We start from the raw sequence: 12,684 nt of genomic DNA on the forward strand, positions 1-12,684 counted from the left end.
GAAACCGGCACAAAAGCCAATCACGTCATCCATCACAGAGCCAAACCGTAACCCGGCCCCATCAGCATTCCAGCCAACTTCTCAGTGATTTTGCAGGAGCAAATCTCGCGATTTCTCCAGAACGAGGAACTTCGTCGCCAGCAGCGCCGCCGCCCTCGTCAGTGACACGGCTTATAGAGGCTACCACAATATCAAGTCAACAGGGGTTTTTAAAAAAATGTCATTTTTCTTCCGAAGGGCCTCCCGCCCCTCCGTTCCCGGACAGAAAATGGGCAGAGATTAACGAAAAGGCAGTGCCCGAGGGCCAAAGCCGCCCTGAATTGCCCGGATTGCGATCGGGGACATCAGAACCTACTGTGACGGCGATTTTTCGCCGACGGGGAGCATGACATGCTGGTATTGAACGAGGAACAGACGCGCGCGGCATTGCCCTTCCCGGAACTGATCGAAGCTATCGGGACAATGTTCCGAAGCAACTGCGTCATGCCGGTGCGCCATCATCACGAGATGGAGGTGCCGGGAGAGGCCCATGCCGTGATGCTTCTGATGCCGGCCTGGGTGCCTGGCGACCACATCGGCGTCAAGATCCTCAACCTGTTCCCGGACAACCATCTGCGTTCGCTTCCGACAATTATCGGAAGCTACCTGCTCTCCTCCGGCAAGACCGGGGAAATGCTGGCAATCGTCGAAGGCGGTGAACTCACTGCACGGCGCACGGCAGCAACCTCGGCGCTCGCGGCGAAATATCTTGCGCGCGCCGACGCGGAAACGATGCTGATGGTCGGAGCGGGCCGTCTTTCGCTCAACCTGATGCAAGCCCATGCGCTTGCCAGGCCGCTCAAACGTTTTCTCATCTGGGGACGCAACAGCGCGAAAGCGGAAGAGGCTGCGAGGGAAGCAAGGGCGGTCGGGCTCAACGCCATGGCGGCCGGCAATCTCGCCGACGCGGCACGCGAGGCGGATATCATCTCCTGCGCGACACTGTCGAGCGAGCCGCTGATCCGCGGCGAATGGCTGAAACCCGGCGCCCATCTCGACCTCGTCGGCGCCTTCAAGCCGGACATGCGGGAGAGCGACGACGAGGCGGTGCGGCGCTCCTCAGTGTTCGTCGATACCCGCGCAGGGGCCATGAAGGAAGGGGGCGATATCGTCCAGCCGCTCGCAAACGGGGTGCTTACGCAAAATGACATCAAGGCCGAGCTGGCGGACCTGGCGCGTGGGCGGTATCCCGGCCGCACCAGCGACGACGAGATCACATTCTTCAAGTCAGTCGGCGCCGCGCTCGAGGACCTTGCCGGCGCGATCCTCGCCTACCGCCATGCCAGCGGACAGGGTTCGCATTGATGGCCATTGCGCATCCGTCAGGCCCGATCACCCGAAGCCTGCCCAAACTGCCCGTCACGGAGGTCCTGGGTGAAATCACCGGTGCGCTGGCCGAAGGAACGCGGGTCGTGCTTTCCGCACCGCCCGGCGCCGGCAAGACCACGCTTGTGCCGCTCGCGCTGCTCGATCAGGAATGGTGTACCGGCAAGATCATCCTGCTCGAACCACGGCGACTGGCGGCCCGTGCGGCCGCTTCGCGCATGGCCTCGCTTCTGGACGAGGCTGTCGGGGACAGGGTCGGTTACCGCATGCGGCTCGACAACCGCGTCTCGGCGAGAACCCGGATCGAAGTGGTGACGGAGGGCGTCTTCGCCCGGATGATCCTCGACGATCCGGAACTCGCCGGCATCTCGGCCGTCATTTTCGACGAATTCCACGAACGCTCGCTGGACGCGGATTTCGGGCTGGCGCTGGCACTCGACGTGCAATCGGCCCTGCGTGACGATCTCAGGATTCTTGTCATGTCGGCGACGCTCGATGTCGAGCGGGTGGCGGGGTTGCTGCACGATCCACCAGTCATCAAGAGCGAAGGCCGGACATTTCCGGTCGACATCCGGCATAGCGACCGGGCATCGAACGAGCGCATCGAGGATGCCGTGACGCGCGCGATCATCGACGCGCATGCAAGCGAGGCGGGCTCCATCCTCGCCTTCCTTCCGGGACAGGCGGAAATCCTGCGCACCGCAGAACGGCTGGAAGGCCGGTCCGGGCAGGAGACGGTGGTGGTGCCGCTTTACGGAAACCTTTCGCAGAAGGAACAGGATCTGGCGATCAGGCCGGCTCAGGCAGGCACCCGCAAGATCGTGCTCGCCACCTCGATCGCCGAGACCTCGATCACCATCGATGGAGTCCGGATCGTCATCGACAGCGGCCTGCAACGGCTGCCGGTGTTCGAACCGTCGACGGGGATCACGCGACTCGAAACGGTGCGGGTGTCCCGCGCCTCCGCTGACCAGCGCGCCGGCCGGGCCGGCCGTACCGAGCCGGGTGTCGCGATCCGGCTCTGGCATCCGGGGCAGACGGCGGCCCTTCCCGCCTTCACGCCGCCGCAGATTCTCGCAAGCGACCTTTCCGGCCTCATGCTCGATCTCGCCCATTGGGGCGTGCAGGACCCGAAGGTGCTCGCCTTCCTCGACCTGCCGCCCGCGCCGGCATTCAACGAGGCAAAGGTGCTGCTCACCCAGCTCGGCGCGCTCGACGTCCAGGGCGGCCTCACGGAAAAAGGCCGGCTGATGCGCGAACTGGCCCTCCCGCCGCGGCTTTCGGCCATGGCCATTTCGGCTTCGCAGGAGGGATTCGGGCGCCAGGCCTGCCTGCTCGCAGTCCTTTTGACCGAACAGGGCCTTGGTGGCGGCGATGTCGATCTCGATGAGCGGCTGCGGCGTTTCCGCAACGAGCGGGGCGAACGCGCGGAATCGGCACGAAAGCTTGCAGACCGGATCGCCTCCAACCTGCCGAAAGTCCGCCAATCGAACGGGATCATACCAGCCGGGCGGCTCCTGCTGCATGCCTATCCGGACCGGATCGCGCTACAGCGCGGCGGCCGCGGGCGTTTCGTCATGGCGAACGGACGCGGCGCCGAACTGCCGGAAACGGAACGGCTGGCGGCAGCGCAGATGCTGGTCGTCGCCGATCTCACCGGCCGTGCGGCGCAGGCCCGCATCCTGGCGGCGGCGGAAATCAGCCGGGCGGACATCGAGGCGGAACTTTCCGGAGCGATCCTGCAGAACGACGAATGTTTCTTCGACCGGACAAGCCGGCAGGTGCGCGCCCGCAAGGTGACCCGTCTCGGCGCCATCGTCTTCGAAGAAAAACCGCTTCCGCGGCCGACGGGCGAACAGGCTGCCCTGGCCCTGGCCGGAGGCGTGCGGGAAATCGGATTGCAGATCCTGCCATTCTCGAAGGATGGCGGGCAATTGCGGGAACGGATCGGCTTCCTGCATCGGTCGATCGGCGAACCCTGGCCGGATGTCGGCGACGAAGCATTGCTGGCCCGGCTGGAGGACTGGTTCGTACCTTTCCAAGGTCATGCATCCGGCATCGACTCCATCGATCCCGGCAGCCTTTCGGAAGGTTTGCGGTCCCTCATTCCGCACGACGCGGCCCAGGACCTCAACAAGCTCGCCCCCACCCATTTCGAAGCGCCGACCGGCCAGCGGCATCCGATCCGTTATGACGGCGAGGAACCGGTGCTGGCTATCCGGGTCCAGGAACTGTACGGCCTAAAAAGGCATCCGGCCATTGCGGGCGGAAAGCTGCCGCTTCTGCTCGAACTGACTTCGCCGGCGCACCGGCCGATCCAGACGACCCGGGACCTGCCGGGCTTCTGGGCCGGATCGTGGAAGGATGTGCGCGCCGAGATGCGGGGACGGTATCCAAGGCATCCCTGGCCGGATGATCCGGCCGAAGCACTTCCCACGACCCGTGCCAAACCGCGAGGGACGTGACAGAATGCCGCCTGCGGCATGAGGCCAGGCCGGTTTATGAAGCCGGCTCCGGTCACTGGCAGATCCGGAAAGGCAAAGGCAGGCGTTGGGCGTGGACAATCCTTCATTACGTTATGCGCAATTCGGTCCATCGAGCCGTCGTATCCGGCTGCAGACCCTGGTTCGGCTGCGCTGGCTGGCGGTCGCGGGCCAGACGATCACCGTCCTGATCGTCGGATTGCTGCTGAAATTTCCGCTTCCGCTGCAGGAGGCGGCGATCCTGGTCGGTGCGCTGGCGGTCGCCAACCTCATGCTGTCGATCTGGTTTCCGCCCACGCACCGGCTCGGACCCAAATCGGCGCTGGCGCTTCTCGGCTTCGACCTGCTGCAGATGGCGGCGCTGCTCTTCATCACCGGCGGACTGGCCAATCCCTTCGCCCCGCTGATCTGCGTACCGGTCATCATCGCCTTCGCATCGCAGCCGCTGCGCCATTCGCTGGCGCTGATCGTTTTCGCGCTGGCCTGCACCACGGTGCTCGCCTTTTCACCCTATGCGGTGCCCTGGTATGAAGGCGAGACATTACGCATCCAGCCGATCATGCAGCTCGGCGTCTGGTGCTCGATCGCCTCGATGATGATGTTCGCGGCCTTTTACGCCTATCGCGTATCGCACGAAGCGACGCTGCTCGCCGATGCGCTTGCCGCGACAGAATTGGTCCTGGAGCGGGAAAAACATCTTTCCCAGCTCGATGGGCTTGCCGCCGCCGCCGCGCATGAACTCGGCACGCCGCTTGCGACGATCAGCGTCGTCGCCAAGGAAATGGAGCGGGAACTCGCCGGCGATGACCGCTTTTGTGAGGATGTCCAGCTCCTCAGAAGCCAGAGCGAGCGCTGCCGCGATATCCTTCGCCGGCTTACCTCGCTCTCCGCCGAAGGCGAGGAGCATATGCGGCGCCTGCCGCTCTCCTCGATGATCGAAGAAGTCGTGGCACCCCACCGGCAGTTCGGGATCGAGATCACGCTGATCGAAAAGAACGACCGCGCGACCGAGCCCGTGGGCAACCGCAACGCGGCCATTCTCTACGGCCTCGGCAACCTGATCGAAAATGCCGTCGACTACGCCGGGAGCAAGGTGGCGGTGACCGTGGAGCACGACGCCGAGCGGGTGGCGATCACCATCGAGGACGATGGCCAGGGTTACGCGCCGGATATTCTTTCCCGGATCGGCGAACCCTATATGACGAAACGGCCGCGGGAAGACGAACGGGCGGGAGGGCTCGGCCTCGGGCTCTTCATCGCCAAGACGCTGCTCGAACGATCCGGGGCCTCGATCCGCTTCGGCAATCGCGACAACGGCGAAGCGGGCGCCCGCATCCATATCGAATGGCCGCGTTCGGTGATGGAGGCCCGGGATGCGAAATGATTTTACGACGGCGGATCGACAGGACATAATGAAATGGAAAGGCGGGCCTTCGCAGAAACCGAAAACCCGCGGAGAAGACGAAGAGATGGAAACACACCTGGAAAAGACCAAGGATCATGTCGACTACGGACTTGGCCCCGACCCTTCGCTGCTGATCGTCGACGATGACGGTCCGTTCCTGCGCCGCCTGGCGCGTGCCATGGAAAGTCGGGGCTTTGCCGTCGACACTGCAGAATCGGTGGCCGAAGGCATTGCCAAGTCGAAGGCACGACCGCCGAAATATGCCGTGGTCGATCTTCGGCTGGGGGACGGCAACGGTCTCGACGTGATCGAAGCTATCCGCCAGAGCCGCGAAGATACGAAGGCGATCGTGCTGACGGGTTACGGCAACATCGCCACTGCCGTGACGGCCGTGAAGCTCGGAGCCCTCGACTATCTCGCCAAGCCGGCGGATGCGGACGACATATTCAATGCGCTCACCCAGCGCCCCGGTGAGAAGGCCGACGTGCCGGAAAATCCCATGTCCGCCGACCGTGTTCGCTGGGAACATATCCAGCGCGTCTATGAGATGTGCGAGCGCAACGTTTCCGAGACGGCACGTCGCCTCAACATGCATCGTCGCACGCTGCAGCGCATCCTCGCCAAACGCGCGCCGAAATAGCTACATCTCCCCGAAGCTCTTGCCGTTCGCCCATTCGGCCAGCATCAGTCGCTGGGCGGCGGTGCGGGAGAAGTTGAGCGTGATCGCCTTGCGGGTCGCGGGCGGCAGCTTGTGTTCCGGCGCGTCGCGCAGCAGATGCCCGCCATAGCCATCGGAAAGGAAAAGGCCGCAGTCCTCCGGGAAGATATCGAGCGGCACGTCGTTGTGAGTGGCGAAGAACAAGCGGTCGCAATAGGCACGATATTCGGGCCATTTGCGGTCGACGCGAAAATCCTCGATCGACGTCTTGATCTCGACGATCCAGATTTCGCCCCTTTCCGAGATCGTCACCAGATCGGCCCGTCTTCCGTTCGCAAGGACGAGTTCCGGCAGAAGCGCGTGGCGCATGTCGTGCAGCAGAATCTGTACACCCTTGCGCACCATCATCGCGCGCGCCGACTGACGTCCATCTATTAACGGATTGTTACTGACGACATTGAGTATAGTCATGAATTCCCGCTGTGGCCGCCGGTAATGTTGCAAAAACGCAATGGCACTTTTCAATCATGCATCAGCGCCCTCTCAGGGCATCGCGGCGGCTTGCCAAGCTGAATGTAATGGAAAATAACAAATCATCAAAGGTGGTCATACACCTGCCCCAATCGATTCGTTCTTCCAAGAGACCTCCATGCGCTTCCGCAATAGCATGCTTGCACTCGGCCTGTTGGCAACCGCTGCCCTGGCCGGCTGCTCCACGACGGCCCCCGGCACCCAGGTGGCCAGCACCAGCTACACCGAACAGATCTTCACCGATTCCTACGGCTCGGTCAAAGATGCCGGCTATACCCTGCCGGCCATCCCGATCAGTCGCGTAGACAAGAGGTTTCATCGGCAGGTCGTCAACTATTCGACGACGGAAAAGCCGGGCACGGTCATCGTCAACACGCGCGAGCGCTTCCTCTATTATATCCTGCCGAACGGCAGGGCCATGCGCTACGGCATCGGCGTCGGCAAGCAGGGGTTTGCCTGGTCCGGCACCGCCTATGTCGCCTGGAAACAGGAATGGCCGACCTGGCACCCGCCAAAGGAAATGGCCCAGCGCCGTCCGGACGTCGCTAAATATGTCGAGGACGGCATGGGTCCGGGTCTCAGCAATCCGCTTGGCGCCCGCGCCATGTATCTCTTCAACGAAAAGGGCCAGGATACCCTCTTCCGCCTGCACGGCACGCCGGAATGGGCTTCCATCGGCACCGCGGCCTCGTCCGGCTGCATTCGCCTGATGAACCAGGACATCATCGACCTTTACAGCCGCGTCCGTCCGGGCCGCCAGACCAAGGTCGTCGTGATCCAGTAATCACACGGAATTCGGCAACAATGCGAAAGGCCGCCGGGAGACATCTCCGGCGGCCTTTTTCATTGGGCAATCGGCTGAACCCGCCCGCCGATCAGCCGGCGAGCCTGGCCTTCAGCTCCAGCCGGCGACGATGCAGGACCGGCTCGGTATAACCGTTCGGCTGTTCGCGCCCCTTCAGCACCAGATCGAGCGCAGCCTGGAAGGCGATGGAATTCTCGAAATCCCCGGCCATCGGCGTGTAGAGAGGATCACCGGCATTCTGCCCGTCGACGACAGCAGCCATACGCTTCATGGTTTCGATGATCTGCTCCCTGCCCACCAGCCTGTGATGGAGCCAGTTCGCCATATGCTGGGCGGAAATCCGCAGCGTCGCGCGGTCTTCCATAAGCGCCACGTTGTTGATGTCCGGCACCTTGGAGCAGCCGACGCCCTGATCGACCCAGCGAACGACGTAACCCAGGATGCCCTGCGCATTGTTGTCGAGCTCGCGCTGGATCTCCTCCGGCGTCCAGTTCGGCCGCTGCGCGACCGGCACGGACAGGATATCGGAGAGCTTTGCGCGAGGGCGGCTTTTCAAGCCTGCCTGCACGGCTGCGACATCGACCTTGTGGTAATGGGTCGCATGCAGCGTGGCCGCCGTCGGCGACGGCACCCAGGCGGTGTTGGCGCCGGCCTTCGGATGAGCGATCTTCTGCTCCAGCATCGCAGCCATCAGGTCCGGCATCGCCCACATGCCCTTGCCGATCTGGGCGTGGCCGGAAAGGCCGCATTCGAGACCGACATCCACGTTCCAGTTCTCGTAGGCGCCGATCCAGGCGGCCTGCTTCATGTCCCCCTTGCGAATCATCGGGCCGGCTTCCATCGACGTGTGGATTTCGTCGCCGGTCCGGTCGAGGAAACCCGTATTGATGAAGACGACACGCTCGCGCGCTTCCCGGATGCACTCCTTGAGATTGATGGTCGTACGGCGCTCCTCGTCCATGATGCCCATCTTCATGGTATTCGCCGGCAGGCCCAGCGCCTGTTCGACGCGCGAGAAAATCTCGCAGGAGAAGGCAACTTCCTCAGGCCCGTGCATCTTCGGCTTCACGACATACATGGAGCCGGCGCGTGAATTCTGCCGGCGGCTGTTCGGGCCGATGTCGTTGATCGCGATCAGCGCCGTCACCATCGCATCCATGATGCCTTCCGGCACTTCGCCGCCATTACTGTCGAGGATGGCCGGATTGGTCATCAGATGGCCGACATTGCGGACCAGCATCAGCGACCGGCGCTTCAGGGCAAAATTCGAACCATCCGGGGCTTTGTAATCCGTATCCGGGTTGAGGCGGCGGATGAAGGTCTTACCGCCCTTGACGACTTCCTCCGTCAGATCGCCTTTCATCAGGCCGAGCCAGTTGCCGTAGACGACGGCCTTGTCCTCGGCATCGACGGCGGCGACGGAATCCTCGCAGTCCATGATCGTGGTGATGGCCGATTCCAGCCAGACATCGGAAATCCTCGCCGGATCGTCCTTGCCGATCGGCGTGGTCGCATCGATCAGGATTTCGATGTGGAGCCTGTTCTTCCTCAGCAGGAGATGAGTGGGGGCTGCGGGTTCACCCAGATAACCGGCGAACTGCGTGGGCTCGGCAAGATTGACGGTTCCGCCGCCCTCGATCGAAACCGCCAGCTTGCCGCCGGTCACGGCGAAAGAGGTCACATTACTCCAGTTCGCGCCGGAAAGAGGCACCGACTGGTCGAGAAAATCACGAACCCAGGCGATAACCCGGGCGCCGCGGACGGGATTGTACCCCTTGCCCTTTTCGGCTCCGTCCGTCTCGGGAACGGCGTCCGTGCCGTAGAGCGCATCATAGAGCGAGCCCCAGCGGGCGTTGGCCGCGTTCAGCGCATAACGGGCGTTCATGACTGGTACGACGAGTTGCGGGCCGGCAATCTCGGCGATCTCCGGATCGACATTTTCCGTTGAAACCTTGAAATCCGGGCCTTCGGGAAGGAGATAGCCGATCTCGCGCAGAAAGGCTTCATAGGCGGCGAGATCGACGGGAGCACCGTTCTTCCGATACCAGTCGTCGAGCTTTTCCTGGAAGGCGTCACGCTTGGCAAGCAATGCGCGGTTCTTCGGCGCAAGATCGTGAACGATCTTCGAAAACTCCGAGAAGAACCGGTCGGCATCGATGCCAGTGCCCGGCAGTGCTTCCTTCACCAGGAAATCGTGAAGTCTCCCGTCGATTGCGAGACCGTTTCTTTCGATACGAGCCATCGGCTCCTCCAATTCAAAATCCGGCAAAGTCTCATTTGTGCTGAAGGAAATTGCAATCGCACAAATTTCAAATGACTTATGCCCTTTCGGAAATAATGGATTGCTTGTGGGAGGGGCGCTCCCAATAGGGCACCGGCCCGTATAATTCTCCGAGATATTCGATGAATGCCCTCACCTTGGAGGGAAGATGCCGCCGGCTCGGATAGACAGCCGAAACCGAAACATTCCTGGAGCCCTCGTATTCGGGCATCACCCTCACCAGGCGCCCTTCTTTCAACTCGCTCCCGATATCCCATGTCGATCGCAGCGCGATGCCAAGGCCCGCGATCACCGCCTCCCGGACAACTTCGCTCGAATTCGTGTTCAGCCTGCCTGCCGGCCGGTAGACCAGCGGACCTCGCGGGCCTTCCAACCGCCAGGGCTCGCCGTTGTGGGCCGTCAGACAATGGTGCTTCGCCAGATCTTCCATCCCCTCCGGAGCGCCGTGTCGCGCAATGTAGGAAGGAGACGCGCACAGGATGCGCCTGACTTGCACGAGCTTGCGTGCGACAAGGCTCGAATCCTTCAGTTCGGATATGCGAATGGCGACATCGTAGCCTTCGGCGATGATGTCCGTAAAATCATCCGATAGCATCAGGTCGATCGACAGATGCGGGTGCGCCTGCATGAAGGCCGTAAGATGAGGGGCGATATGCATCCGCCCGAAGGAGGTCGGAGCGGAGATTCGCAGATTTCCGACGATTTCGGTCGATCTTCCCGAGACGAACTGCTCGGCCTCCTCGATGCCTGTCAGGACATTGGCGATCCGATCGTAAAACCCTTTTCCGGCGTCCGTCATGCCTATCTGGCGCGTGGTGCGCTGAAGGAGACGGGTCCCGAGCTGTTCCTCCAGCCGCTTGATGCGCTTGGAGACGACCGCCGGAGAGATGCCAAGACTTTTCGCGGCGGCCGACATGCTGCCGGTCACCGCCACTTTGACGAAAATCTCCAGATCGCCCAGATTCGTGATCACGCTGATCTGTTCCCAATCGGAATAAATATCTGCCGACTATAGCCATATCCCAAACATGCCTCGGGCGATATCGGCAATAACGGCGCAGCCTGTTTTCAATAGTCCCGCGATCAGAGAGCGGCGATCCCTGGCCGGCCGGTTGCCGTTGCAACGATACGCGCCTCCATCATCTTCCGGGAACCTTCGATCTCCGGCGCATCCACTTCCTCCGAAAGCGTAACGACCGCATCATCCGCGCCAGCGGCCTTTGCCTGCTCCAGCGCCATGGTCTCCGCACGCATCCGGGCTGCAGCCAGGGCTTCGGCCTCGCCCAGGATCGAAAGCCGTTCGCCACCGCCGGACAGGATGAAACGGCCGTCTTCCGGTGACGTGACAATGACGGTGACGCTTGCCCGGATCTGGCCGACGACCGCACCGATCGCATTGGCGACGTCGGCATCCTGCGGAATGACCGGTTCCGCGCCGAGCATATCGGCGACAGCCGGATAATAAACAGGGGCCGAAGCACCGAGCCCGATCAGCGGCCGATCCAGCGAAACGGAGAACCGGACAATGCCCGGCACCTTCCTGAGCGCGCGGTCCATGACCGGCGAGACCGGTGGATCAATGGCCTCCGCGCCATCTTCGGCAAGGCATGAAGCAAGTACGGCCTCACAGGACTGCCGTGTCAGCCGGCTCACGATTTCCTCGGCAAGCGCCTCCGGCGAGGCAGCGATCTCCCGGCCTGCGCCGTCCTTGCGCCGTGCCGCAAGCGCCAATCCAAGCCGGGCCGCCGATGCATCCCATTGGTCCTGCCGTCCGAGCACATGCAGGGCATCGGAAGGGGTGATGCCGGAAAGATGCACCAGACCGCGGGTAATCAGGCGGTCGAGCATGGCCTTCTGGGAGTTCATCGTGAGCAGGTCGCCGAGCGCGACCGGAACAATGCCAATTCGTGCGTAAAGCGCCTGCTCCTGCGGCAACAGGCTTTGCCCCACCTCTTCTAAGACACCGGCACGGACCGCAAAACGGCCATCGTGACGGCCGGCATGGCCGGCGCGAAACTGCCTTTCGAGGATCGAAACCACCGTCCCGCCGTGCATGACAGCCAGGAGGCTGAGCGGCAGCAAGCGCCGCGGCCCGAGTGTGATGCGCGCCTCCAGTCCACGATCGTCGATATGCACTTCGGAATCGCCGCCGAGCCCACAGGTTCGAAGCGCCACGGCCTCCACCATGGTGCGGTGCCCTCCGACCACCGCGCCCTCCGCGGCGAGCTTCGGCCGACCGCCTTCCAGCACGGCCACATCCGTCGTGGTGCCGCCGATATCGGAAACCACCGCCCGGTCCAGCCCGGTCAGAAAACGCGCACCGACGAGGCTTGCCGCCGGACCTGACAAGATCGTCTCGATCGGCCTCAATCGCGCCTCCGCGGCAGAGACCAGGGCGCCATCGCCACGCACGACCATTAGCGACGCCGAGATTTCCCTGTCCGCGAGAAAGCGTTCGCAAGAGCCGATTAGCCGGTCGATGATCGAGACCAGCCGGGCATTCAACAATGTGGTGAGCGCCCGGCGAGGCCCGCCGAGTTTCGAGGAAAGCTCATGGCTGCAGGTGACAGGCAGGTGCGAGAGCTGCCGGATGCGATCCCGCACCCGGATCTCGTGAGCCGGATTCCGGACGGCGAAATAACCGGCCACGGCGAAGGACGAAATCGTTCCCGCGAGCGACGGCAGGGCCTCGTCCAGTGGCGTCAGGTCGAGCGGCGTTTCATTGCCATGGATGTCATGACCGCCGGGCAGGAAGATCACCGGATCGCTGCCCAGGGCTGCGGAAAGTCCTCCGCGGGCGAGATCGTCCGGGCCGAAGCCGACCATGATCAGCGCCGCTCGGCCGCCCTGCCCTTCGACCAGTGCATTGGTGGCAAGCGTGGTCGACAGGGAGACAAGGCCGACCCGGGATTCGGCAAGGGCGCGCTTCGCCAGCACCGCGTCGACGGCGCCCGCGATTCCCACAGCCAGATCGTGCCGCGTCGTCAGCGATTTCGCCTTGGCGACGACACCCTCCCCCTCATGGAACAGGACAGCATCCGTGTAGGTGCCGCCGGTATCGATGCCGAGAAAAAAGGGGAAAGCCACGCCAAGATCCTGAAAATTGCCCTGAAGCGCCGTGCGTCCGAATGGAGGGACAAAGAACGCTCCAGCCTA

Annotated in this window: 9 protein-coding genes; 5 read left to right on the forward strand and 4 right to left on the reverse strand. The window is 62.9% G+C overall.

Translation table 11 applies throughout. The annotated features are described in order from the left end of the window. Nucleotides 1-390 precede the first annotated feature (390 nt). From lhpI to ACFFP0_RS31045, 4 genes are all read left to right on the forward strand, one after another. On the forward strand, nt 391-1,344 hold the full coding sequence (gene lhpI, locus ACFFP0_RS31030; protein ID WP_377266092.1) for a bifunctional Delta(1)-pyrroline-2-carboxylate/Delta(1)-piperideine-2-carboxylate reductase: 954 nt from the start codon (nt 391-393) through the stop codon (nt 1,342-1,344). Next, a complete protein-coding gene (hrpB, locus tag ACFFP0_RS31035) occupies nt 1,344-3,830 on the forward strand; it encodes an ATP-dependent helicase HrpB (RefSeq protein WP_377266093.1) in 2,487 nt (828 codons plus the stop codon). The genes lhpI and hrpB overlap by 1 nt, the downstream gene beginning before the upstream one ends. A gap of 91 nt (nt 3,831-3,921) precedes the next feature. Then, nucleotides 3,922-5,232 carry an ActS/PrrB/RegB family redox-sensitive histidine kinase gene (locus ACFFP0_RS31040; RefSeq protein WP_377266094.1) on the forward strand — a complete coding sequence of 437 codons (1,311 nt, stop codon included), beginning with the start codon at nt 3,922-3,924 and terminating at the stop codon, nt 5,230-5,232. A gap of 85 nt (nt 5,233-5,317) precedes the next feature. Then, nucleotides 5,318-5,893, forward strand: a complete 576-nt coding sequence (locus ACFFP0_RS31045; RefSeq protein WP_377266095.1) for an ActR/PrrA/RegA family redox response regulator transcription factor — start codon at nt 5,318-5,320, stop codon at nt 5,891-5,893. Here the strand turns inward: ACFFP0_RS31045 and ACFFP0_RS31050 are convergent, their stop codons facing one another. Then, a complete protein-coding gene (locus tag ACFFP0_RS31050) occupies nt 5,894-6,382 on the reverse strand; it encodes an MmcB family DNA repair protein (protein WP_377266096.1) in 489 nt (162 codons plus the stop codon). 178 nt (nt 6,383-6,560) lie between these two features. On the opposite strand from ACFFP0_RS31050, the gene ACFFP0_RS31055 reads away from it, so the two are divergent. Continuing rightward, nucleotides 6,561-7,226: a L,D-transpeptidase gene (locus tag ACFFP0_RS31055; RefSeq protein WP_377266097.1), complete on the forward strand. Its 666-nt coding sequence runs from the start codon at nt 6,561-6,563 to the stop codon at nt 7,224-7,226. A gap of 91 nt (nt 7,227-7,317) precedes the next feature. Here ACFFP0_RS31055 and ACFFP0_RS31060 read toward each other — a convergent pair whose 3' ends face one another. The 3 genes from ACFFP0_RS31060 to ACFFP0_RS31070 all read right to left on the reverse strand — a co-directional run bounded on the left by ACFFP0_RS31060 (nt 7,318) and on the right by ACFFP0_RS31070 (nt 12,615). After that, complete coding sequence (locus ACFFP0_RS31060) at nt 7,318-9,489, reverse strand: malate synthase G (RefSeq protein ID WP_377266098.1); 2,172 nt, start codon at nt 9,487-9,489, stop codon at nt 7,318-7,320. A gap of 76 nt (nt 9,490-9,565) precedes the next feature. Then, entirely contained in the window at nt 9,566-10,498 is a 933-nt protein-coding gene (locus tag ACFFP0_RS31065; protein WP_377266282.1) for a LysR family transcriptional regulator, read from the reverse strand. A gap of 113 nt (nt 10,499-10,611) precedes the next feature. Continuing rightward, complete coding sequence (locus ACFFP0_RS31070; protein ID WP_377266099.1) at nt 10,612-12,615, reverse strand: hydantoinase/oxoprolinase N-terminal domain-containing protein; 2,004 nt, start codon at nt 12,613-12,615, stop codon at nt 10,612-10,614. Nucleotides 12,616-12,684: the final 69 nt, after the last annotated feature.

The sequence above is a fragment of the Neorhizobium puerariae genome (assembly GCF_042429745.1).
Classification (GTDB): domain Bacteria; phylum Pseudomonadota; class Alphaproteobacteria; order Rhizobiales; family Rhizobiaceae; genus Neorhizobium; species Neorhizobium puerariae.

What these genes read in the sequence shown, in the direction of transcription:
- lhpI (WP_377266092.1), top strand. Translation starts at nt 391, where the DNA reads ATGCTGGTATTGAACGAGGAACAGACGCGCGCGGCATTGCCCTTCCCG.
- hrpB (WP_377266093.1), top strand. Translation starts at nt 1,344, where the DNA reads ATGGCCATTGCGCATCCGTCAGGCCCGATCACCCGAAGCCTGCCCAAA.
- ACFFP0_RS31045 (WP_377266095.1), top strand. Translation starts at nt 5,318, where the DNA reads ATGGAAACACACCTGGAAAAGACCAAGGATCATGTCGACTACGGACTT.
- ACFFP0_RS31050 (WP_377266096.1), bottom strand. Translation starts at nt 6,382, where the DNA reads ATGACTATACTCAATGTCGTCAGTAACAATCCGTTAATAGATGGACGT.
- ACFFP0_RS31055 (WP_377266097.1), top strand. Translation starts at nt 6,561, where the DNA reads ATGCGCTTCCGCAATAGCATGCTTGCACTCGGCCTGTTGGCAACCGCT.
- ACFFP0_RS31060 (WP_377266098.1), bottom strand. Translation starts at nt 9,489, where the DNA reads ATGGCTCGTATCGAAAGAAACGGTCTCGCAATCGACGGGAGACTTCAC.